This is a genomic window from Streptomyces sp. NPDC111507 (assembly GCF_055638955.1).
In genome coordinates this window covers 864765-887118 of the sequence record NZ_JBVKBU010000001.1, presented here as the reverse complement: position 1 = coordinate 887118, position 22354 = coordinate 864765, and the positions used below count along the sequence as shown (strand labels likewise).

General features: G+C 70.0%; 23 protein-coding genes. 12 read left to right on the top strand and 11 right to left on the bottom strand.

Translation table 11 applies throughout. From position 1 onward, the window contains the following. The first annotated feature begins 15 nt into the window (after positions 1 to 15). The 7 genes from ACZ7M2_RS04005 to arfA all read left to right on the top strand — a co-directional run bounded on the left by ACZ7M2_RS04005 (position 16) and on the right by arfA (position 7619). A complete protein-coding gene (locus ACZ7M2_RS04005) occupies positions 16 to 792 on the top strand; it encodes an IclR family transcriptional regulator (protein ID WP_352045775.1) in 777 nt (258 codons plus the stop codon). Continuing rightward, positions 789 to 1682, top strand: a complete 894-nt coding sequence (locus ACZ7M2_RS04000; protein WP_471594020.1) for an SMP-30/gluconolactonase/LRE family protein — start codon at positions 789 to 791, stop codon at positions 1680 to 1682. The genes ACZ7M2_RS04005 and ACZ7M2_RS04000 overlap by 4 nt, the downstream gene beginning before the upstream one ends. Before the next feature lie 187 nt (positions 1683 to 1869). Then, entirely contained in the window at positions 1870 to 3228 is a 1359-nt protein-coding gene (locus ACZ7M2_RS03995; RefSeq protein WP_471594019.1) for an extracellular solute-binding protein, read from the top strand. Then, the gene (locus ACZ7M2_RS03990) at positions 3225 to 4175 is read left to right on the top strand and encodes a carbohydrate ABC transporter permease (RefSeq protein ID WP_352045772.1); all 951 of its coding nucleotides are present in this window, start codon (positions 3225 to 3227) and stop codon (positions 4173 to 4175) included. Before ACZ7M2_RS03995 ends, ACZ7M2_RS03990 begins: the two co-directional genes overlap by 4 nt. Then, entirely contained in the window at positions 4172 to 5029 is an 858-nt protein-coding gene (locus ACZ7M2_RS03985) for a carbohydrate ABC transporter permease (RefSeq protein ID WP_054233582.1), read from the top strand. The genes ACZ7M2_RS03990 and ACZ7M2_RS03985 overlap by 4 nt, the downstream gene beginning before the upstream one ends. Positions 5030 to 5050: 21 nt before the next feature. Then, positions 5051 to 6019 (top strand): arabinan endo-1,5-alpha-L-arabinosidase, encoded by a 969-nt coding sequence (locus ACZ7M2_RS03980; protein ID WP_471594018.1) that lies wholly within the window; start codon positions 5051 to 5053, stop codon positions 6017 to 6019. Between the two features lie 94 nt (positions 6020 to 6113). Then, the gene (gene arfA, locus ACZ7M2_RS03975) at positions 6114 to 7619 is read left to right on the top strand and encodes an arabinosylfuranosidase ArfA (protein ID WP_471594017.1); all 1506 of its coding nucleotides are present in this window, start codon (positions 6114 to 6116) and stop codon (positions 7617 to 7619) included. Here the strand turns inward: arfA and ACZ7M2_RS03970 are convergent. Further along, a complete protein-coding gene (locus ACZ7M2_RS03970; RefSeq protein WP_471594016.1) occupies positions 7616 to 10600 on the bottom strand; it encodes a beta-galactosidase in 2985 nt (994 codons plus the stop codon). The two genes, arfA and ACZ7M2_RS03970, sit on opposite strands and share 4 nt — an antisense overlap. 314 nt (positions 10601 to 10914) lie before the next feature. On the opposite strand from ACZ7M2_RS03970, the gene ACZ7M2_RS03965 reads away from it, so the two are divergent. Further along, the gene (locus ACZ7M2_RS03965; protein WP_471594015.1) at positions 10915 to 11823 is read left to right on the top strand and encodes a sulfite exporter TauE/SafE family protein; all 909 of its coding nucleotides are present in this window, start codon (positions 10915 to 10917) and stop codon (positions 11821 to 11823) included. Positions 11824 to 11844: 21 nt separating this feature from the next. Here the strand turns inward: ACZ7M2_RS03965 and ACZ7M2_RS03960 are convergent, their stop codons facing one another. Both ACZ7M2_RS03960 and ACZ7M2_RS03955 read right to left on the bottom strand, forming a co-directional pair. Next, the gene (locus tag ACZ7M2_RS03960) at positions 11845 to 12519 is read right to left on the bottom strand and encodes a DUF4232 domain-containing protein (RefSeq protein ID WP_471594014.1); all 675 of its coding nucleotides are present in this window, start codon (positions 12517 to 12519) and stop codon (positions 11845 to 11847) included. A gap of 171 nt (positions 12520 to 12690) precedes the next feature. Beyond that, positions 12691 to 13755, bottom strand: coding sequence for an alpha-hydroxy acid oxidase (locus ACZ7M2_RS03955; RefSeq protein ID WP_471594013.1), 1065 nt, complete (start codon positions 13753 to 13755; stop codon positions 12691 to 12693). Between the two features lie 109 nt (positions 13756 to 13864). Between ACZ7M2_RS03955 and ACZ7M2_RS03950 the strand changes: the two genes are divergently transcribed. Further along, a complete protein-coding gene (locus ACZ7M2_RS03950; protein WP_471594012.1) occupies positions 13865 to 14377 on the top strand; it encodes a DinB family protein in 513 nt (170 codons plus the stop codon). 4 nt (positions 14378 to 14381) lie between these two features. After that, positions 14382 to 14774 carry a VOC family protein gene (locus ACZ7M2_RS03945; RefSeq protein WP_352045764.1) on the top strand — a complete coding sequence of 131 codons (393 nt, stop codon included), beginning with the start codon at positions 14382 to 14384 and terminating at the stop codon, positions 14772 to 14774. A 46-nt stretch (positions 14775 to 14820) separates the two neighbouring features. Here ACZ7M2_RS03945 and ACZ7M2_RS03940 read toward each other — a convergent pair whose 3' ends face one another. From ACZ7M2_RS03940 to ACZ7M2_RS03910, 7 genes are all read right to left on the bottom strand, one after another. After that, on the bottom strand, positions 14821 to 15561 hold the full coding sequence (locus tag ACZ7M2_RS03940; RefSeq protein ID WP_352045762.1) for a DUF2637 domain-containing protein: 741 nt from the start codon (positions 15559 to 15561) through the stop codon (positions 14821 to 14823). Between the two features lie 27 nt (positions 15562 to 15588). Continuing rightward, positions 15589 to 15759, bottom strand: coding sequence for a hypothetical protein (locus ACZ7M2_RS03935; protein ID WP_162489334.1), 171 nt, complete (start codon positions 15757 to 15759; stop codon positions 15589 to 15591). A 158-nt stretch (positions 15760 to 15917) separates the two neighbouring features. Then, positions 15918 to 16694: an intradiol ring-cleavage dioxygenase gene (locus ACZ7M2_RS03930; protein WP_471594011.1), complete on the bottom strand. Its 777-nt coding sequence runs from the start codon at positions 16692 to 16694 to the stop codon at positions 15918 to 15920. Between the two features lie 98 nt (positions 16695 to 16792). Next, the gene (locus ACZ7M2_RS03925; protein ID WP_471594010.1) at positions 16793 to 17221 is read right to left on the bottom strand and encodes an organic hydroperoxide resistance protein; all 429 of its coding nucleotides are present in this window, start codon (positions 17219 to 17221) and stop codon (positions 16793 to 16795) included. A 130-nt stretch (positions 17222 to 17351) separates the two neighbouring features. After that, complete coding sequence (locus tag ACZ7M2_RS03920) at positions 17352 to 18269, bottom strand: helix-turn-helix domain-containing protein (protein WP_471594009.1); 918 nt, start codon at positions 18267 to 18269, stop codon at positions 17352 to 17354. Positions 18270 to 18339: 70 nt separating this feature from the next. After that, on the bottom strand, positions 18340 to 18591 hold the full coding sequence (locus tag ACZ7M2_RS03915) for a DUF397 domain-containing protein (protein ID WP_471594008.1): 252 nt from the start codon (positions 18589 to 18591) through the stop codon (positions 18340 to 18342). Beyond that, positions 18588 to 19427 (bottom strand): helix-turn-helix domain-containing protein, encoded by an 840-nt coding sequence (locus ACZ7M2_RS03910; protein ID WP_471594007.1) that lies wholly within the window; start codon positions 19425 to 19427, stop codon positions 18588 to 18590. The genes ACZ7M2_RS03915 and ACZ7M2_RS03910 overlap by 4 nt, the downstream gene beginning before the upstream one ends. Positions 19428 to 19555: 128 nt before the next feature. Here ACZ7M2_RS03910 and ACZ7M2_RS03905 point away from each other — a divergent pair, with 128 nt between their 5' ends. Then, positions 19556 to 20104 (top strand): ATP-binding protein, encoded by a 549-nt coding sequence (locus ACZ7M2_RS03905; protein ID WP_471594006.1) that lies wholly within the window; start codon positions 19556 to 19558, stop codon positions 20102 to 20104. Here the strand turns inward: ACZ7M2_RS03905 and ACZ7M2_RS03900 are convergent. After that, the gene (locus ACZ7M2_RS03900) at positions 20013 to 21281 is read right to left on the bottom strand and encodes an extracellular solute-binding protein (RefSeq protein ID WP_471594005.1); all 1269 of its coding nucleotides are present in this window, start codon (positions 21279 to 21281) and stop codon (positions 20013 to 20015) included. The two genes, ACZ7M2_RS03905 and ACZ7M2_RS03900, sit on opposite strands and share 92 nt — an antisense overlap. Positions 21282 to 21446: 165 nt before the next feature. Between ACZ7M2_RS03900 and ACZ7M2_RS03895 the strand changes: the two genes are divergently transcribed. Beyond that, positions 21447 to 22352 carry an NmrA family NAD(P)-binding protein gene (locus tag ACZ7M2_RS03895; RefSeq protein ID WP_471594004.1) on the top strand — a complete coding sequence of 302 codons (906 nt, stop codon included), beginning with the start codon at positions 21447 to 21449 and terminating at the stop codon, positions 22350 to 22352. The last annotated feature ends 2 nt before the right edge of the window (positions 22353 to 22354 follow it).

Here is a 22354-nt window from a genome sequence, read left to right as displayed (position 1 = left end):
GGGAGGGGGCCGGTTGTGGGACGCCTCGTACCTGCCGTGACCCGAGCTCTCGACATACTCGAGCTCTTCCTCGACGGGGACGGGACGCTCTCCGCCCCCGACATCGTGCGCAAGCTCCAGCTTCCCCGGACGACGGTGCACGAGCTGGTCACCACGCTCGCCGCCCGCTCTTACATCGTGCAGGTTCCCGGCCAGCCGGGACGCTACCGCCTCGGTGTGCGCCCGTACCAGCTCGGGAGCCGGTACGCCGAGCAGCTGGACCTCGCCGCGGAGGGTCAGCAGGTCGCCCGCTCCGTCGCCGAGACCTGCGACGAGACCGTCCACGTGGCGATCCTGGAGGGCACGGACGTCATCTACATCGCGAAGGTCGACTCCACGCACGCCGTGCGCATGGTGTCCGCGGCGGGCCGTCGCCTGCCCGCCCACTGCACCTCCGTCGGCAAGATGCTGCTCGCGTCGCTCCCCGACGTCGAGCTGACCTCCCGGATCCCGGACGACGCGGACCTGGTCGGGATGACGCCGAACAGCATCACCGAGCCGGGCGCCCTGCGCGAGGCCCTCGCCGAGATCCGCCGCCGCGGCGTCGCCGTGGAGAGCCGCGAGTCGAACCCGGACGTCAGCTGCGTCGCCGCCCCGGTGCGCGACCGTACGGGCCAGGTCGTCGCCGCGCTCTCCATCTCCGTACCGATGATCCGCTGGAGCGACGAGCGCCGCGTGGAGCTGGAGCAGCTCGCCGCGAAGGGCGCCGTCGAGCTGTCCGAGCGGCTCGGACACCGGAGCGTGGTGGGATGACCGGGGCGAGCGGGACGGCCGGTCGTACGAGGAGCGCGGCCTTCGACGTCGCGATCCGCGCCGAGGCGGCCCTCGGTGAGGGCCCGACCTGGGATCCGGACGCGCAGCGCCTCATCTGGGTGGACATACTCGGTTCCCGGGTCCACACGTACGACCCCGTCTCCGGGCGGCGCACGGTCATGGTCACCGAGCAGCACGTGGGCGCCGCCAAGCCCCGCGCGGGCGGCGGCCTGGTCGTCAATCTCCGGGACGGCGTGGCGACGTACGGCGGCGCCGAGGGCTTCCGGTGGCTGCACCGCGACCCCGTCCCCGGCCGCCGCGCGAACGACGCCGCGGTCGCCCCTGACGGCTCGCTGCTCTTCGGCACCATGCGCTACGACGAGGCCCCGGGTGGTGGCACCCTGTCCCGGATCGCCGCCGACGGCACGGTCACCCCGTTCCTCGACGAGGTCGCCGTCAGCAACGGAACGGGCTGGAGCCCGGACGGCCGGCTGATGTACTACATCGACTCCCCGACCCGTCGCGTCGACGTCTTCGACGCAGGTGACGTGGGTGCCGGCCAACCGCCCCTCAACAGGCGGCCGTTGGTCGTGATCGAAGAGGGCGCGGGGTGGCCCGACGGGCTCACCGTCGACGCCGAGGGCTGTGTGTGGGTGGCCCTCTGGGACGGTGGAGCGGTCCGCCGCTACACACCCGACGGCGAGCTCGACCGGGTCGTGGAACTTCCCGTTCCGCGCCCCACCGCCTGCGCCTTCGGTGGCGCGGACCTGACCGACCTGTACATCACCACGGCGCGTACGGGCCTGGAGGCGCCGCATCCGCTCTCCGGCTCGGTGCTCGTCGTCCCCGGCGCGGGGAAGGGCCTGCCGCAGCCGCTGTTCGCCGGCTGACGGATTTCCCTCGTAGGTCCCCGTTCTCCCCTCGCAGGTCCCCGTCCGGTCGTCGACCACCGGACGGGGATCTTCGATTTTTGTGCAAACCATTGACGAGAAAGCGCTTCCTATCTACGGTCCCGTTCGAAGTTACGAGCACTCATCGAAATCTCGAACAGCGAATCTCGAACAGTGAGGGCAGGGCATGGGACGACCTGACCTGAACCGCAGGAACGTTTTGGCCGCGCTGGGCGGTCTGACCGTCGCGGGCAGCCTCGGCTTCGCCGCGCTCGGCACCGGCGCGGACGCGCTCGCCTCCAGCGCGCGCACCCGAGTCCGTTACTGGAACCTCTTCCAGGGCGGCGACGGCACCAACCAGGTCGCGATGGTGGACGCCTTCCGCAAGGAACATCCGGACATCGCGGTCAAGGACTCCACCCTGACCTGGGGCGGCCCCTACTACACCAAGCTCGCCATGGCCGCGGCCGGCAACCGCGCACCGGACCTCGCCGTCATGCACCAGGGCCGGGTCCCCGGGTTCGCGCCCGGCCGCCTCCTGGACCCCTGGGACATCGGCCTTCTGGCCAAGTACGGCGTGCGGGAGGCGGACTTCAACCCCGTGCTGTGGAAGCGCGGCATCGTCGGCGGCAAGCTCTACGCCCTGCCCCTCGACATCCACGTCCAGCTCTGCTTCTACCGCAAGGACGTCTGCAAGAAGGCCGGGCTGCTCGACGCCGACGGCCGGCTGCCGGCCGCCGGCTCCACCGACGAGTGGTTCGGCATGCTCAAGGCGGCCAAGAAGCAGCTGAAGAACGGGCAGCAGACCCTCGGCCTGCACGCCAACGACCAGAACTTCGCCTGGTGGTTCTTCGTCGCCTTCTACCAGCAGCTCGGCGGTGGCTACTTCAACGACGACCAGACCGACGTCACCTTCGACACCGACAAGGCCACCGAGGTCCTGGAGTTCTTCCGCAAGCACGTGACCGACGGCTATGTCACCGTCGGCGAGGCCGACGGCGAGGCGTTCCTCGCCGGGTCGCCGTTCACCTGGGAGGGCAACTGGTCGGTGCCGTACTTCAACGGCGAGAAGCTCGACTTCGGCGCCCAGCCGCTGCCCCCGGTGTTCGGGAAACCGGCCACCCACGCCGAGTCGCACTCCTTCATCCTGCCCCACCAGTCCGGCCGTGGCGGCGCCGCCGACGAGGGCGCCTACCGGCTCGCCGCCTACATGGTCACCCACGCCACCACCTGGGCCATCGGCGGCCATGTCCCCGCCTATCTGCCCACCTTCAAGGACCCCGCCTACCTCAAGCTCAGCCCGCAGAGCGAGTACTCCAGGCCCGCCATGGAGCACCCGGCCACCGAACCGCACATCTGGTTCGCCGGCTCCACCGGCGTCCTCGCGCAGCGCGTCGGCCCGGTCGTCGCCTCCTCCAACCTCGGCTCCGCGAAGCCGGCCGCGGCGGCCCGCCGTATGAAGTCCGTCCTGGAGCAACTGCTCGCCATGAAGAACCCCATGGACGGCAGGACGGCCGCCCAGGAGCTGAAGGGAGCAGGCGCATGAGCAGCGCCACGAGCACGGTCACCGCCACCACCCTGCGCCCCCGCGCCACCACCGCCGCCGACTCCGCCCGCGTGCGCTGGGGCCGCCGCTTCCAGCACGGCGGCTGGTTCGTCGCCCCGTTCTTCGTCCTGTACGGGCTCTTCGTGCTGCTGCCGGTCGTCCGCGGCCTCTACCTCAGTTTCACCGACGCCAACATCTCCGGCGACCACACCGGCTTCGTCGGCCTCGACAACTACCGCGAGGCCCTCAAGGACGACCTGGTCTGGAACTCGCTGTGGCACAGCGTCCAGTTCACCCTGTACGTCGTCCCGTGCATCGTCGTCGTGGCCCTGCTGATGGCGCTGATCGCCCACCACACCGTGCACTTCAAGTGGCTGTGGCGGCTGTGCTTCTTCGCGCCGTTCCTGCTGCCCTCGGCCGTCATCGGCAACCTCTGGTGGTGGCTGTTCCAGCCCACCAACGGCATGGTCAACCATGTCCTCGGCCTCACCACCCCCTGGCTCACCCAGAAGTCCACGGCCCTGCTCGCCGTCGTCGTCGCGACCCTGTGGTGGACGGTCGGGTTCTCCTTCCTGCTCTTCCTCGCCGCCCTCCAGAACATCCCCCAACACCTCTACGAGGCGGCCGAGCTGGACGGCGCGAACGCCTTCCAGCGCATGCTCCACATCACCGTGCCGAACCTGCGCAACATCACCGGCCTCGTCATCGCGCTGCAGATCCTGGCCTCGCTCCAGGTCTTCGACCAGGCGGTGGTCATGTACCAGTTCGGCCCGGGGCCGGAGGAATCGACCCGCACCTTCGTCCAGTACACCCTCGAACAGGGCTTCACCAGCTACCGCGTGGGCTACGCCTCCGCGATCTCCTTCGTCCTGTTCCTCATCATCGCGGCCGTCGCCCTCGGGCGGATGTGGCTGCTCCGCAGCCGAGAGGAGGGCATCTCCCGATGACCACGCCGTCTCCCACCCTCCGTAAACCCCGTAGCACCTGGACGCCCGCGCAGATCGCCCTGACGGTCGTCGCCCTCGCCCTGTCCGTGATCTGGATGGCGCCGCTGGCGTGGGCCCTGTCCACGTCGCTCAAGACCCCGGCGGAATCGGTGGCCTCGCCGCACTGGATCCCCAAGGACTTCACCCTCGACTCCTGGCGGAAGGTCTTCGAGGCCGGCAACATCCCCAACTGGTTCGTGAACTCGCTGGTCGTGTCGGTCTGCGTCACCTTCATCGTGCTGCTGGTCGCCTCCCTCGCCGGATACGGCTTCGCCCGCACCGAGTTCCGCGGCAAGTCCGTCCTGATGGCCGTGACGATGGCGGGCCTGATGTTCTCCCCGGCGATCCTCGGCGTCCCGCTCTTCACCACCGTGCAGTCGCTCGGCATGGTCGACACCTACTGGGGCATGATCCTGCCGCAGTGCGCCCCCGCCGCGATGGTCTACATCCTCTACAAGTTCTTCCAGTCGCTGCCCCGCGAGCTGGAGGAGGCGGCGTTCATCGACGGCGCGGGCCGCTGGCGGATCTTCTTCACCCTCGTCCTGCCGCTCTCGAAGCCCTCGTTGTCGGCCGTCGGGATCTTCACCTTCATCGCCTCGTGGAACAACTTCCTGTGGCCCTACATGGTGACCAACAACCCCGACCTGATGACCATGCCGAACGGCATCGCCACCGTGCAGAACGCCTTCGGCATCGTCTGGCCGCAGCTCATGGCGGGCGGCCTGATCGCGGGACTCCCGCTGATCGTCGTGTTCGTCTTCTTCCAGAGCCAGATCGTGCGGGGTGTGGCCCACACGGGTCTGGCCGGCCAGTAACAGCCATGAGGAGAGTGTGAGTTGAAGCGCTTCAGACTCGCCGCGCTGCTCGCCGCGGCCACCATCGCCCTGCTCCCGGCCACCGCGTCGGCCGACGTCGCCTACCCCGACCCCCTCCCGCTCACCGGCCAGCAGATCATCCACGACCCCACGGTCACCCACCTCGAAAACGGCCGCTACGTCGCCTACTCCACCGGCGGCGTCATCGGAGCCCGCCTCTCCACCGACCTCCACCACTGGGACGACGCGGGCAACGCCTTCACCACGCCCCCGAGTTGGTGGTACGACTACAACTCCACCGCCGACCCCTGGGCCCCCGACCTCTCCTACCGGGACGGCCGCTACTGGCTCTACTACGCGGTCTCCTCCTGGGGCACCAACCACTCGGCGATCGGCGTGGCCACGTCGAAGACGGGCATGCCCGGCACCTGGACCGACCACGGTCCGGCCTTCACCTCGCAGACCACCGACGCCTGGAACGCCATCGACCCGGCGGTGATCCGGGCCGACGGCAAGCTGTGGATGGCGTTCGGCTCGTACTGGACGGGCATCCGCATGGTCGAACTGGACCCGAGCACCGGCAAGGCGCTGCCCGCAGTGACGGTCCACCACCTGGCGACGCGCCCGGACGCCCCGTACGCGGTAGAGGGCCCGTACATCGTCAGACACGGCCGCTACTACTACCTCTTCGCCTCCTACGACGCGTGCTGCGCGGGCGTGAACTCGACGTACAAGATCCGGGTCGGCAGATCGGCATCGGTGACGGGCCCCTACGTGGACAGCACGGGCAAGCCGCTGCTGGAGGGCGGCGGCGACCTGTTGCTCGCCGGCCACGGCAGGTACATCGGCACCGGAGGCGAGTCGGTCTTCCATGACCGGGGCCAGGACTGGCTGGCGTACCACTACTACGACGCGGACGACAACGGCACGCCCAAGCTGGGGCTGAACAGGCTCAGCTGGACGAAGGACGGCTGGCCAGACGTCCTTTAGGGGCGCGGGGAACTGCGCGACCAGCCACAACAGACCCGCACTCGCCCACCAAACACAAGCCACCCCCCACCAATGGCGCCCTCGAAAGGAAAACATGCGTACCGCCCGCTTCGCTCTCGACCCCGCCTTCACCGTCGGTGAGGTCAACCCCCGCCTCTTCGGCTCCTTCGTCGAACACCTCGGCCGCTGCGTCTACACCGGCATCTACGAACCCGGCCACCCCTCCGCCGACACCGAAGGCCTCCGCACCGACGTACTGGACCTGGTCCGTGAACTGGGCGTCACCACCATCCGCTACCCCGGCGGCAACTTCGTCTCCGCCTACAACTGGGAGGACGGCGTGGGCCCCGCGGAGGAACGGCCCCGCCGCCTCGACCTCGCCTGGCGCTCCACCGAGACCAACCGCTTCGGCCTGTCCGAGTACATCGCCTTCCTGAGGAAGATCGGCCCCCAGGCCGAGCCGATGATGGCGATCAACCTCGGCACGCGCGGGGTCGCCGAGGCCCTGGAGCTCCAGGAGTACGCCAACCACCCCGGCGGGACGGCCCGTTCGGACCTGCGGGTGGCGCACGGTGACAAGGAGCCGTTCGGCATCGGCCTGTGGTGTCTGGGCAACGAGATGGACGGGCCCTGGCAGACCGGCCACAAGACGGCGGAGGAGTACGGCCGTCTCGCCGCCGAGACCGCCCGCGCGATGCGCCAGATCGAGCCGGACCTCGAACTCGTCGCGTGCGGATCGTCGGGGCAGAACATGGAGACGTTCGCCGCGTGGGAGGCGACCGTGCTGGCGGAGACGTACGACCTCGTCGACTACATCTCCCTGCACGCCTACTACGAGGAGACCGACGGCGACCGCGACTCCTTTCTCGCCTCCGCCGTCGACACCGAGTCCTTCATCGAGAACGTGGTGGCGACCTGTGACCACGTCGGCGCCCGGCTGAAGTCGAAGAAGAAGATCAACCTCTCCTTCGACGAGTGGAACGTCTGGTACCAGAGCCGGCCGAACCCGCATCCGGTCGAGGACTGGCAGGAGGCCCCGCGCATCCTGGAGGACGTCTACAGCGTCACGGACGCGGTCGTCTTCGGCTCCCTGCTGATCGCGCTGCTGCGGCACGCGGACCGGGTGACCGTCGCCTGTCTCGCCCAGCTCGTCAACGTCATCGCGCCGATCATGACGGAGCCGGGCGGCGCGGCCTGGCGGCAGACGACGTTCTTCCCGTTCGCGCAGGCGGCGAAGTACGGGCGCGGGGAGGTCCTCGACGTCCGCGCGGTGTCGCCGACGTACGAGACGAAGAAGTACGGGGAGGTCGACCTGCTGCACGCCACCGCCGTGCGCGCCGAGGACGGGTCGGTCACCGTCTTCGCGGTCAACCGCAGCCAGACCGAGCCGCTGCCGCTCGAAGTCGCCCTGAACCGGCTGGGGGTGACGACGGTCGTCGAGCACAGCGCGGTCGCCGACGCGGACCCCGACGCCCGCAACACCCTTCAGGACCAGGAACGGGTCACCCCGCACCCCGTCGAGGGCACCACCCTCCAGGACGATGGCACCCTGACCGCCGTCCTGGAGCCGCTGTCCTGGAACGTGATCCGGCTCGGCTAACGGGCGTGCGCGCGGCCGGGGGAGTCCACCGGGGTCACCGGTACGCCCCCGGCCGCGCTGCCCATCAGGGTCAGCTTCACCTCGCCGGGACCGGCCGGGGTGGTGCCGTCGGACAGTACGGCGAGAGCCAGTGTGTTGGCGCCCCGGGTGCGCAGGACGCCGCCCGGCAGGACGAAGGTGTGCTGGGGGCCGACGTCGTTGATGTACTGGCCCATGTTCCAGCCGTTCAGGAAGATCTGGACGCGGTAGGCGCGGGCCGGGTCGTCGGTGAGGGTGAGCCCGATCGAGGCGTCCACGCCCGGGTCGATCGCGAGCCGGAACCCGGTGCGGTACCAGGCGACTCCCTGCCCGCGCGCCGCCCGCGGGAATTCCGCGGCCTTCCAGCCGCTGTCGGCGAACTCCGGCAGATGCCAGCCCTGCCGTTCCCCGTACAGCCCGCCGTGGTTGAGGGGTCCGCGCACCGGGTCGGGTGCCGCCTCACCCTGGATCCGCCAGGTGACGGCCGGGCTCGCCCCGGCGAACGTGACCGCCGTCAGGCCTCGTGCGGCCTTGTGCGTGTCCTTCGCCGCGCCGTCCATGTCGTGCTGCATCCGGCGGACGAGGACGGAGAGGACGTGCGGTCCGCTCCCGTACCGGACGGGGAAGGTGGCCGTGGCGGACCACGTGCCCTGGCGCACCGTCGACTTGTCCGGCACCGGCATCCGGTGCGTGCCGAGCGGCTTCCCGTCCAGCCACGCCATCAGCAACCCCTGCGTGCCCGTGACGTACGAGAGGGACACCGACTCGGCGGCGCCCGCGTCAGTGAAGCGCCCCCGGTACCAGACGTCTCCGTAGTGGAAGCCGTAGTCGTCGGCGAAGAGGACGGGCTGCCCGGCCGGTACGGGGGTGGTGCTGTACGAGGAGGTCCTGTCCGCGATCTTCCAGGCGGAGTCGTCGAACCCGGCGTCCGACTCGGGGTTCTCGGCGTGGAAGCGCCAGTCGCCCAGCGCGGGAAGGTGAACGGCCGCGACCCCCGGCAGCCGCTGCTCGGCCCGCAGACTCCCGGAGGTGGTCGCCCGGACCGTCAACGTGCCCTGATTCCACACCACTTCACTCATCGCGCGCGGCCCCCACACCTCCAGGTCGGCCGCCTCGACGGTGTCCCCGGTGAGATGGACGGCCGTGTCGCGCAGGGCGGCGGTGCGCAGGAGCGCCGGGCCGTGGACGAGCACGGGCCCCGAAGGGGTGTCGTAGCGCCACAGTCGTACGGACGTCTCGTCGTCGGCGAGCAGCAGGAGGAGGGGGGCGTCCGTGCCGCCGCCCTCCACCAACACCCGGGTCAGACCGCCGAGTCGGGCGCCGACGCGCAGCGCGCCGGACGTGTACGCGTGGTCGGCCCTCCCCTCCAGCACGGTGACCGTGGGCTTGCTCGCGCACTCGACGGCCGTCTGTGTCGCCTCTCCCGTGCGCCCCGTGAACACGGCGATGTCCTGCCGTCCGGCGGTGAGCCACAGCATCGGCTGGGCGCTGGAGTACCTCAACGTCCGCCGCCCGAGAGGGAGACCGGTGGCGAGCAGCCGGGCGTCGAGGCCGGGGACCGGCACCGGTAGCGGCTCGTTCACTCCGTCGAGGGGGACGGCGGCGAGGACGTCGTCGGCCCGGTCGTTGCGCAGGATGTGGAAGTGCGCCTTGGTGTCCGGGTTGACCAGGTGGTACGCCGTGATCCCGGCGTCCGCCCCCGACGCTCCGCCACGCGCGCCGACCTGGATGTCGGCCGCCCGGTCCAGCTTGGCCAGGTCGGGCACCGAGTGCAGGAGTTGCCCGAGCTGGTGCATGGGGACCAGCTTGGGGGTGGGTCTGCGGGCCTCGTCGAGGGCGGCGCCGTAGTCGTACGAGGTGTAGACGACCGGCGCGGGCAGCCAGCCCCAGGAGGTTCCCCCGAACGTCATGTAGACGTTGTGGATCTTGATGCCGTTGGCGAGGTTGGTGAGGTAGAAACGCCGCTCGTACGCCGCGTCGCGCGTCCGCGCCGACTCCGCGTACCCCTTCCCGTCGAACTCCACCCCGCCCCACGGGTCGAACCAGCCGCCCCCGAATTCGGCCAGCAGCCCAGGGGTTTCGGGACTCGCCGTCGAGCCGCCCTTCGTGCCGCCGATGCCGTAGTAGCCCCAGTCGGGCGGCGGCGCGAGGGGCGAGGGGTAGCCGTCGAAGCCGTACAGATAGCGGCCCGTCTCGCCGCCCGTGTCGAACGTTCCCGGCGCCCAGTACCCGTTGCGCCCCTTGTCGTTGTGGAAGAGCGGCACGTCGATACCGTCGGCGCGGACCTTGGCGTAGAGATGGGCCATGTAGTCGAGCCCGCGGGGGCTGGTGATGTTGTTCGCGTACTCGTTCTCCAGCTGGTAGAGGACGATCGTGCCGCCGCCGTGGGTGTAGAGGTGCCGGACCGCGATCCGGTTCACGGCGGTCAGCCACTCGTCGGCGTACGACAGATAGGTCGGGTCGGAGGTGCGGGCGGTGCCCCGGGTGGCGGTCAGCCAGCCGGGGAAGCCGCCCGCGTCGACTTCGGCGTTGATGTACGGGCCGGGCCGCAGGATCACGTACAGGCCGGTCTCGGCGGCCGTGCGCAGGAACAGGTCGAGGTCGCGGACGCCGGTGAAGTCGTACTGTCCGGGCGCGGGGGAGTGGTAGTTCCAGGAGACGTAGACGCTGATGGTGTTGTAGCCGTGGGCGCGCAGCTTCTCCAGGACGTCCCGCCAGAGGGAGGGGCTCGGCAGCCGGAAGGGGTGGACCTCGCCGGACCACAGGACGACGCGCCTGCCGTCGACCAGCATCGAGTACGTGTCGAACCCCACGGTGTGGCGGGTGCCGTCGGCGCCGGGCGGCTCCGGTGCCGGGCCGGTGGGGGCGCTCGCGCGGGCGAAGGCGCCGTCGCTCCCGCTGAGCGTGAGGCCTAGCGCGGTGGTGCCGGCGAGTGCGCTGAAGGTACGTCTGCTCAACACCATGCGGGGCCTTTCGAGGACAGCGGTGGGGGTCCCCCTGTTCGAGTGAAGCCTTCGAGTGAAGCCTTCGAGCGACGCCGAGAACTTGGGGGAGGGTGCGGCCATTGTCCACAGCGGTGCGCCTCACGAGGCTTGTATGAGGATCTCGGCGCGGGCGGATCACGCGGATTACGCGGTACGGGCGGCACAGGGGGCCACCCGGCGGACATCGCGTTCCTCATCCCGCCCTCAGGCTCTCCTCAGCTTCGGCGCCTACCGTCACGTCCCGTTCATTCCCGCCGGGCCGGTGGGAGAGCAGGGACGACGGAACGGACCCCATGCGCACGCTGATACTGCTCGCCCTCGCGGGCCTGGGCGCCCAGCTGGTCGACGGCAGCCTGGGCATGGCCTACGGCGTCACCTCGACCACGCTGCTGCTCGCCATGGGCACCAACCCGGCCGCGGCGTCGGCCACGGTCCACCTCTCCGAGATCGGCACCACACTGATGTCCGGCGCCGCCCACTGGCGCTTCGGGAACGTGGACTGGAAGGTGGTCGCGAAGATCGGCGTGCCGGGCGCGGTCGGGTCCTTCCTCGGCGCGACGGCCCTGTCGAATCTGTCGACGGAGGTCGCGGAGCCGGTCATGTCCCTGATCCTGCTCGCCCTCGGCCTGTATGTGATGTCCCGCTTCACCTTCCGCGGCATGCCCAAGGGCCAACTGGGCAAGCCCCTGCGCAAGCGGTTCCTGGCCCCGCTGGGCCTGGTCGCCGGATTCCTCGACGCGACCGGCGGGGGCGGCTGGGGTCCGGTCGGCACGCCCGCTCTGCTGGCCAGCGGCCGGATGGAGCCGCGCAAGGTGATCGGCTCCATCGACACGAGCGAGTTCCTGGTGGCGATCGCCGCCGGCCTCGGCTTCCGCTTCTCCCTCGGCTCCCAGGGGCTGAACTGGACCTGGGTCCTCGCCTTCCTCCTCGGCGGCCTGGTCGCCGCGCCCGTCGCCGCCTGGCTGGTCCGCCTGGTGCCGCCGCGCGTGCTGGGCTCCGCGGTCGGCGGCGTCATCGTCGTCACCAACGTCCGTACGCTCCTGAGGAGCGACTGGGTCCACGCGTCGGGGACCGTCGGCGCCCTCGTCTACGCCCTCCTGTACGCGCTGTGGGCCGGGGCCCTGACGTACTCGATCCGCGCGTACCGGAGGGAGAGGACGGAGGAGGCCGTGACGGAGGACCGGCAGCCGGTCGCGGTGTGAGGAACGGGCGGGGCGGTTGGGTCAGGAGGGCTTGGCCGCCGAGAGGGCGGTGACCGTCACCTTGTCGTCGCACTCGGCGATGACACCGTCCGTCAGCGCGATCTGGTGCGCCCCGGCCCCCGGGACACCCACTACCAGCGTCGGGTAGCTCGCGGGCGTGGCTCCGGACTTGCAGTAGCCGTCGGCCTCACCCTGGACCTGCACGAACGTCAGCTTCGTCCATGCCTTCCCGCCCGCCGCGATCTTCACTGTGGACGCGCCCCCGGTCGTGGTCACCTTGAGCGGACGGTTCTTCTCGGGGGAACCGTTGCCCGCCCCCGCCACGGTCGGATACCCCTGGACGGTGCACGCCTTGCCGGACACGTTGGTGAACTCGACGATCGCCGCGCCGGTCCCGGTACCGTCCGGCCGCACCGTGGCCTGGTACATGGACGCCTTGAGATCCGACAGGCCACAGGCCTTCGCACCGGTGGACGGCGCCGCGGTGTGTGTCGGGGAGCCGGACGTGGCGGATGCGGAGGGTGTGGAGGGGGAGGTGGAGCTGGAAGTGGACGCCGCCGGCTTGACCGGAGCGCCCGACGGCGAAGAGCCCGCCCCCGTCGGGCTCTCGCCCGGCTGACACGCGGTCATGAGCAGGGTGGCCGCCGACGCGGTCACCATCGCCGTCGCGACTCTGCGGATACCGATGCCGTACATGAAGTCCCCCGAAGTGGTTCAGGCGCCGGTCTCTCACCGACACTCGTCGCTTCAGAGCGCGTCATCGGCTTCCGGGGTTCACCTGCCGGGCTGTCTGTGACATGACGGTGACACAGCAGGTCGCACTGTGCATTTCGGGACAGCGCGACCGCCGACGGCCCGCACGTTCGGTCAGTCGAGCGGCGGCCGGGGAGCCGCCCACAGGAGGTCGCGGGTCAGTTCGAGCACACTCGGTGTGCCGGTCAGGCTCATCGCCTCGACGAGTTCGTCGGTGAGGTCGTCGATCAGGCGGGTCACACCGGCGGCGCCGCGGACGGTCAGCGCCCACAGGACGGGCCGCCCGATGAACACGGCACGGGCACCGAGGGCGAGGGCGGCGAGGATGTGGGTGCCGCGGCGCAGCCCGCCGTCGGCGTAGACCTCGGCACCGGTGCCCGCCACCGCGTCGACGACCTCCGGCAGGGCCCAGGCGGTGGGCACCAGCCCGTCCAGTTGCCGTCCGCCGTGGTTCGAGACGATGAGGCCGGACGCCCCCGCGGCCACCAGTTCCCGGGCGTCGTCGCCGCGCAGCACGCCCTTGACGACGATGGGGAGGCCGCGGGCCCGTTCGCGCAGCCAGCCGATGACGTCGAGGGTCAGATCGGGTGCGCGCTCGGCCGCCTCGGGCGAGGGAATCCCGGTGACGTTGCCGTACAGGTCCTCCGGTCCGATGAAGTCGTCGACCTGCGTGCCACGTTTGCCCCGCGACCCGCTGACCGGTGTGTCGGCGGTCAGTACGACCGCCCGCGCCCCGGCGGAGAGGGCCCGCTCCAGCGTCTCGATGGTCAGGACGGGGTCCCGGGCCACGTACACCTGCACCCACCACGGCGCCCGGCTCGGCACCAGGTCCGCGAACGGCACCGCGGTGTTCGAGGTCACCGTCAGCAGTGATCCCGCCGCCGCGACGCCCCGCGCGGTGGCGGCCTCCCCGTCCGGGTGGGCCTTGCGCTGCAGGGTGCTGGGCGCGACGAGTACGGGGGTACGAACGGGCGTGCCGAGTACGGTCGTGGAGGCGTCGCACGTCGAGACGTCCCGCAACAGCCGTGCCCGGAAGCGGAACTGGTCCCAGGCCGAGGTCGCCTCCGCGACGCTCATGCCGCGACCGGTGCCGCGCCGGAAGTACGCGTAGACGTCCTCCGGCAGCACCTCGGCGGCCCGCTCCTGAAGACCGTCCATCCAGCGACCGATGTCTGTCACCTGACATCCCTTCGTCGTACGGTACGACGAAGCAAGGGTGCCCCAGGCACCCGCCTCGGCGGTCTAATTCGCTCGACACCGAGGGCCGGGACCGTGATGCTGCACCTCTATGACGCGAACCGATACGCCCACCGCCTGGGACGAACGCACCCAGCTGGCCACCTTCCTCGACTACGCCCGTGCCACCGCCCGCGCCAAGTGCGAGGGGGTCTCGCCGGAGGGCGCGCGGCAGGCCCCGCTCCCCGGATCCCCGCTGATGACGCTGTGCGGGCTGATCAGCCATCTGCGCTGGGTCGAGCACTACTGGTTCCACGTGATGTTCCTCGGTGAGGAGGACGACGGGCCGATCGCGGCCGCGACCGAGGAGGATCCCGATCCGGAGATGCGGATCGCCGTCGATGTGCCGTTGCCCCAACTCCTCGACGAGTACGAGGAGCAGAGCGCCCGGTACCGGCTTCTGGTCGCCGAGCACGACCTGGACACCAGGGCCAAGCGTCCGTTCCGCGACGGCCGGTACACGGACCTCCGCTGGATCGTGCTCCACCTGATCGAGGAGACCGCTCGGCACAACGGCCACCTGGACATCGTTCGGGAACTGGTCGACGGCGAGAAGGGAGCCTGAAGCCATGGGCGAGTCGGCGGGGCTGAACCCGACCATCCGCACCCTCACCTTCGACTGCACCGGTGATCCGTACGATCTCGGCCTGTTCTGGAGCGAGTTGCTCGGCCGCCCGCTGGACGAGGACGACAAGCCGGGCGACCCGGAAGCGCTGCTGCGCGACCCGTCCGGCGGCCCGACGCTGCTCTTCGTGCGTGTCCCCGAGGGCAAGTCGGCCAAGAACCGGATCCACTTCGACCTTCAGCCGCAGGGCCGCACCCGCGCCCAGGAGGTCGCCCGCGCCCTCTCCCTCGGCGCCCGCCAGGTCGCCGACCACACTCGCCCGGACGGCGGGGGCTGGGTCACCCTCACGGACCCCGAGGGCAACGAATTCTGCGTGGAGCGCGGGAAACTGGGCTGAGCCCGCGCCGGCGCTACGCGCGCGTCACGGGGGGCGGCTGTGACGATCACGGTCTTGGCTGTTTGGGCCGCTTCACGGTCTGACAGGCGTGCCGGGGTCCGTGCTGGGGCGAGATCTGGCCGACGAGTTCCCGGAAGCAGATCAGGGCGGTGATGGGTGGGATTCCGACGACGACCATCGCCAGCAGGGAACGCGGGGACTGGCCGACGCAGAGGGCGACCGCCGTGCCGGAGGCGATCAGCATCACGGTCCAGGATCGTCTGGCGCTCCGGTGCTGAACGGATGCCCGAAGAATGGACAGACCCGCCACGAGCCACGGGCCATACACCGTCAGCGGCCACCATCGTGCCAACTTTGCTGACACGACCAGCAAAGAAATGCCACGCAGCTGGTTGTATGAATAAGAGACGGACCATCCCAACATCATCACTGCGGAGACAATGATCATTACGACCAGGAATACAACCGTGATGATCCTGTGTTTCGCGGCAATGGCCTGAAAGCCCGGCCGGGGCCTGCGCCGGCTGACCGGGCGGCGCGGCTGGGCGTGGCTGTGCGGCGGGGCCGGAGCGGGGGGCGTCACGCTCGACGTCGTGTACAGCATCTGCGCCAGCTCTTCGTCCGGATCCCACATGTCCGGTGCGATCGCGGGCTCGGGGACGTGCCAGAGGTGTTGCGTCCCGAGCGGATCGGCGCCGGTGAACTGTGGGTTCAACGGATCATAGGCGGTGGCTCGCGGATCGAGCTGAATGTCGCGGAGGGTGGGATCGTCCTGAGTCCAGTCCATCTGTCTGCGGCTCCTTCGTGCCCTGGCTCAGAGGGATCCATCTGCGGTGTGTCCGTCCCATGTGGCCCGCAGGTATTCGCTTTCCATGCGGGTCATGGCCTTGAGGAACTCCTCGAGCAGGTCCGCGCAGTGCTCCAGGCGCGCCCTCCCGTCGGCGATATCAAGCCAGTCGTTTCCGTGCATATCTTTCGTCGTCACGGCTGAATAACGAGCGCCATAGGGCGTAAGGCATTCGGGCATTCAGGGGAATGTGCGTCCATAGATCCATAGATCCATAGAGATGATCGTGGTGTTATCGAGGAGAGGGCCCCGCCGGTTTCCGGCGGGGCCCGTTGGGGGATCCGCGGGGGCGGACGTCAGCTGGTTTCGACGCCGACCGTCAGCGTGCCCGTGTAGCCCGACGCGGCCGTGCCGCCCAGGGCCGTCAGGGTGAGGAGGCCGGACGCGGCGCCCCCGTCGTCGTAGATCGAGTCCTGGGCGAGCGTGGTGCGGGTGACCGTGTTCGTGGAGTACGGGGACATCCTGGCCACCGCCGTGGTGATCGTTTCGTCGAAGAAGAGCTGGCCGGTGTGGAGTTCCCGGCCGCCGGTGAAGCTGCCGTCCGAGGTGAGCGTGACTCCCGTGTGCACCTTGAGGTGGATGTGGATGCAGCGGCCCCGGTACCAGCCGGGGTAGATCGTGGTGAGGTTCGCGACGCCACTGGAGTTGGTGAGGACGCCGCCCCGCAGGAACGAACCGTCGTCCGGTTCGCTGTGGCCGTTGTTGCCGACGAAGCCGGAGTACTCGCCCAGCGCGTCGCAGTGCCAGATCTCCACGAGGGCGCCGGAGAGCGGGGCGCAGGTGTCGTCGTCGACGACGGTGAGCGCGAGCTTGAGCGGGACGCCCGGCTTGCTCTCGGTGATGTCGGCGCGGACCAGGGCGCCGTCCAGGTAGTAGGGGCCTTCGGTCATCTCCTTGGTGAGGGTGCAGACGGCCGCCGCGGCGACGGGGGCCGAATCCACCGTCTTGGCCGTGTCGGTGGTGGGGGCTTCCGGTGCGGCGGCGCCCACGGCCAGGGTGGCGGCCGTGGCGCCGGTGGCGATCAGTACCGTACGGCGCCCGATCGGGTGTGCTGCTCCTGAAGTGTCTGTCATGAACACGGCAGGTTAGGAACGGATGCTGTTCGTCAGCTGTCAGTACGGCAAAGTGATGAGCCGTCAAGTTCCATGTGAGACACGTGAACCAGGTCAGTTCAGACGGTCGCTTCGAGGGTCACGTCGATGTTCCCCCGGGTGGCGTTGGAGTAGGGGCAGACCTGGTGCGTGGTCTGGACGAGCTGGTCGGCGGTCGCCTGCTCCACGCCGGGCAGGTGGACCGACAACTTCACGGCCAGGGTGAAGCCTCCGTCCTCCTTGCTGAGCAGGCTCACGGTCGACGCGACGGTGGAACCGGGCACCTTCACATCCTGCTGGGCCGCGATCAGCCGCAGTCCGTTGTGGAAGCAGGCCGCGTAGCCCGCCGCGAAGAGCTGCTCGGGGTTGGTCCTGTCGCCGCCGGGGCCGCCCATCTCCTTCGGCACGGCGAGGACCTCGTCGAGGGCTCCGTCGAGGCTGCGGACCTCCCCGTTGCGGCCGTCGCCGGTCGAGAGGGCCTCGGTGGTGTAGAGCGTGGTGGTGGGCATGGTGTCTCCTTCTGGCGGGGCCACGGGGTCGTGGCCGGACTTGGGCAGGTTCGAGTAGGCATGCGGGAGCGTCCGTGGACGTGCGTGGACGTGTGTCGGCATGCCGAACAGGGGGAGTGAGGACCCCTGGCTACTGGAGGGACGCGGAAGCGGTGTCGGCGCTCGCCCGCGTCCGCGGGGCGGCATCGGCCGGCGCGGTGGCCTGGGCGAGCAGGGTCAGTGCGGCCTGCGAGGAGGACCCCGCCGCCGCGGTGACCGCGACGATGCGCTGCCCGGGTTCGTTCGGGACCGGCATCGCCTGCTGGGCGACGTCCATCGGGCCGACCAGCGGATGCCGCATCCGGTGTGTCGCGATGTCCCAGGCACGAACGCGGTGTTCGGACCACAGAGACGTGAATTCGCGGCTCTTCATCGTCAGTTGACCGATCAGCTCGGCCAGTTCCGGATCGTCGGGGTATTCGCCGACCGCGAGCCGGAGCTTGCCCACCGCGTCCCTGGCCTTGCGCGGCCAGTCCTCGTACAGATCACGGGTGTGCGGATCCAGGAAGACGAGCCGTGCGGTGTTGGGGCGCCGGGCCGGCTGCTCGGGACTGTCCGGATCGAGATGCCCGGCGAACAGCGCGTGGCCGGTGCGGTTCCATGCCAGGACGTCGCTGCGGCGGCCGAGCACGATCACCGGGGTGTCCCCGAAGGCGGCGATCAGCTGCCTCGTCGCCTCGGAGACGCGCTCGGGCGCGGGGCGGCGGGGCCGACTCCTGCCGCTCTTGCGCACCACCCCGGCGAGGTCGTGCAGGTGGCGGTGTTCGGTCTCGTCCAGGCGGAGCGCCCGGGCGATCGCGTCCAGCACCTCCACGGAGGCGTTGAGGGACAGTCCCTGCTCCAGCCGCGTGTAGTAGGACTGGCTCACCCCCGCCAGCTGGGCCAGCTCGTCGCGCCGCAGCCCGGGTACGCGCCGGCGCTCCCCGAACGTCGAGAGCCCGACGTCGGAGGGCCGCAGCTGCGCGCGACGCGTACGGAGGAATCGACCGAGCTGGTCCTTGCTGTTCATGGACTTGAGTATGGGCGGGTCCGGCGTGGGTAGCCTGCCCCTCCCAGTGACACGTTGTGACTCCGTCGGTTCAGCGGTGGGTGGCGGAGGCGTAGTTGAGGAAGTCGGTCCAGGTGGTGGGGGAGAGGGTGAGGTGGGGGCCGTCCGTGTTCTTGGAGTCGCGGACGTGGATGGTGGAGGGGCAGGTGGCGACCTCGACGCAGTCGTCACCGGAGCCGCCGCTGTAGCTGGACTTGTGCCAAGAGAGAGCGACTTCAATGCAGTCGCCGGAACCGCTGCTGCTGTAGCTCGACTTGAACCACGCCAGTTCGCTGGTGCTCATAACGCTCCTCGCCTCCGCTGCAACAGGCTCACGGAGTCTTCAAGGGTGAGAGCCTGTGAACGCATCCTGGCATACCGCATCTGGAGCATGCTGACGACTTTTGGATCAGCAATGAGCTGGCCGCTCTCTTGCCCTTCGCAGTAGGCGAACCAACGGTTGTCGGGGGTCTCCAGCAGCCGCATGGGGCCGTCGAGCCCCGCATGTGTCTCCCGTACCTGCGGCATGACCTGGATCTCGACGTTTCGCAGCTCAGCGATCTCCAGCACGTGATCAATGAGTCCCCGCGTGACCTCCACCCCGCCCATGCGCCGCAGGATCAACCCCTCCTCCAGGATGAAGCCGAACGCCGTGTTCGGCCGCTCCCGCAGGAGGCGTTGCCGCTCACCTCGCGCCACCCACTGCGCCTCAACCTGCTCGTCGTCCATTGGGGGCAGTTGGTTCCTGAACAACGTCCGCGCATACGCCTCCGTCTGCAACAACCCCGGAATCAACCGGCACTCATAGGTATAGAGCGTGATCGCCGTCGTCTCCAACCGCGCCCACTGCCTGAACCACGCCGCCAACCCCGGCTGCCTCGCCAGATGCCCCGCCGCCTTCCGTAACGCCCCGGTGTTGCCCAACACCTCCTCCGCCCGCTCCACGAACGCCGGATCCGGCATCCTCCGCCCCAGCTCCACCGACGCCACCGTGTGTTTGGAGAACCGCACCCGTTCCCCGAACTCCTCCCGGCTCAGCCCCGCATGCTCCCGCAGGGCCTGTACGACCGCCCCGAACGTCCGCAGACTGTCCGACGACTCGGGCTCTCCACCCGTCCCCACCGCACCATCGACCACCATGGGTCACCTCCCACACCCCATGGTCACGCCCAGTGACCGGTACTGTCCAGTCCGTCACCGCGTACGCTCCCGCAGCGTACGCGGCGCCGACCTGGTGAAGTGGCCGTGATCACCGCCAGATTGGGCCCATGACCGCACCACCCACCCCCCAACACCCGGTTACCGTACGTGTGTTCACGCAGCGGCTCAGCGCCACCCCGCGCGGCGCCCGCCTCGCACGTCACCTCGCCCTGCACCAGCTGCACGCCTGGGGCATCCCGCACGGCACGGACGCCTCCGACGCCGTCGCCGTGATCGTCGCCGAGCTGGCCGCCAACGCGGTCACGCACGGGCGCGTACCCGGCCGGGACTTCGAGCTGCGGCTGTCGCTCGTCACGGGCAGCGTCCGCGTCGAGGTCACCGACACGCGCAGTGGGCCGCGTCCGCCGGGACCCGGTGACGTACCGCCCGTGCGTCCCCTCGACGAAGGCGGCCGGGGCCTCGTACTCGTCGAGGCGCTCGCCGACCGGTGGGAGGTGCTGGACCGGGATCCGCCCGGCAAGACCGTCCGCGCCGAGGTCGACCTGCCGGGGTGGCTGGCCCTGGTCAGGAGGTCTGGCGTGTCGCCTTCCCGATCGACGACAGCACCGCCTCCGGGTCCCCGCCCGGAGCCACCGACTTGCCGATCCGTGCCCTGATCGACGCCGCCACCTGGGACCAGTTGGTCTCGGAGAGGGGGTAGAGCTCCATGTTGTCCAGGGCGTCCAGGCCGTTCCAGAGCTTGCTGTACTGCTTGTCGTCGCGCATGGCGGCGCTCGCCGCGGTGGTGACCGGCAGGAGCTGGTACTCGGCGGCCTGCTGCGTGACGTACTTGTCGCCGTAGAGGAAGTCGAGGAAATCGCCCGTCTCCTCGCGGTGGCCGGCCGAGCGGAAGGCGATCGTCCAGTCGGCCGTGCCCATGGTCGGCACGGTCCGGCCGGTACGGCTCGGGAGCGCGACGGTGCCGTAGGGGACGTTCAGGGTCGAGTCCTCGATCTGGCGCATCAGCGAGAGCGGGGCGTTGACCATGGCCGCCTTGCCGTCCATGAAGGCCTGGAGGGCGGCGCCACGGTTGAGCTTGCCGGGGAGGGCCGGGCCCGTGAGGCCTTCCGCGACGAGGGAGGAGCGCAGCCACTCCAGCGTGGAGACGTTCTCCTTGGAGGTGAGGGCGTAGCTGCCGCTGCTGTCGGTGTAGCCGCCGCCCCCGGCCAGCAGCCAGGTCAGGGTCTCGGCCTCCGCCTCCTCCGGGCCGAGGGGCAGCGCGATCGGGTACGTCACGCCCATGGCCTTCAACGCGCGGGCGTCCACGAGTAGTTGCTGCCAGGTGGTGGGGGGCTTCAGGCCCGCCCGGGAGAAGAGGTCCTTGTTGTAGTACAGGAGGCGGGTGCTCGCCGTGAACGGCAGGCCGTACTGGACACGGCGCACCTGCCCGGCCTGCGCGAGGCTCGGTACGAAGCTGCCCTGGGCGGAGATCGACAGCAGCTCGTCCGCGCGGTAGAGCATGCCCTTGGCCGCGTACTCGGCGTAGCTGTCGCTCTGCACGACGTCCGGCGCCCTGCCCTGCTTGACGAGCGCGGCGACCTTCGCGTCGACCTCGTCGGCCGGGTAGACCTTCGTCTCCACCCGGATGTCGGGATGGGCGGCCTGGAAGGCGAGGCCGACGCGGTCCCAGAAGCCGATGGAGTTCTTGTGGACGCTGTCGCCGTAGTTCGTGGCGACGACGGTGAGGGTCGTGGTCTTCACCTCCGACCCGGAGTCCGTGCCGCAGCCGCTCGCGCCCACCGTGAGGCCCAGCGCGGCCGTCATCGTCATCGTGATCCGGGTTCTGCGACGCACGGCTCCCACCCCTCCTGGACGAAGAGCGTTGATCGTAGGCCGGGAGGGGCGGTGGCCACAGGGCTGCCGTCGTTGCGTTTTGGTTCCGGTGGTGTGACGGAACAGGTGATCTCATGGGCGCCGTCAACGACTCACGCCGTCAGCGACTCACAAGGAGATCGACCGTTGGTTGCCAGCAATCTTGTTCTCATCTCCAACGCGGGTGACGTGGGCCGCGCGGTCCTCGACCAGCTGCGCGCGCAGGACGTGCCCGCGCGGGTGATGGTCCGCCGCGACGACGCGCGTGCGGCCGAGTTGCGTGTGCTCGGCGCGGAGGTCGTCATCGGAGACCTGACCCGGCCCGAGACCGTCGCCGCCGCGCTGGAGGGTGTCGGGCGGATGTACTTCGCGATGCCCGTGTCGCCGGACCAGCTGCTGGCGGCGACCGTGGTGGCCAGCGTGGCGCGCGAGCACGGGGAGCTGGACGGTCTGGTCGATCTGTCGCAGATGACGGTGTCGCAGATGACCGCCACCAGCACCGGGGAGTCGGACCAGCAACGGCTGCACTGGCTGTCTGAGCAGGTGTTCGACTGGTCGGGCCTGCCGGTGGTACACGTCCGGCCGACGGTGTTCCTGGACAATCCGCTGTTCACGACACTGGCGGCGCGATCGATCCGGGACAACGGCACGATCGCGCTGCCGTTCGGCACCGGACGCACCTCGCCGATCGCCGTGGACGACGTCGCCCGCTTCGTCGCCACCGTGCTGCGCGACCCGGCCCCGCACATCGGGCACGTCTACGAGCTGACCGGGCCGCGCACGGTCGACATGACCGAGCTGGCCGAGGAGTACTCACGGGCGCTGGGGCGTCCGGTGTCCTATGTCGACGTGCCGCTGGACCGGTGGCGGAGCGAGGTGCTCGCCAAGGTGGGCCTGCCACCGCACACCGAACAGCACATCGCCACCATGGCCCGACTGCACCGGGAGAACCGCTACGACCGCACATCCGACGACGTCGAACGCGTCACGGGCGTGCCTGCCCGGACGATCGAGGCGTTCGTGGCCGCGCGCAGGGACTTCTACCCGGGCTGAAC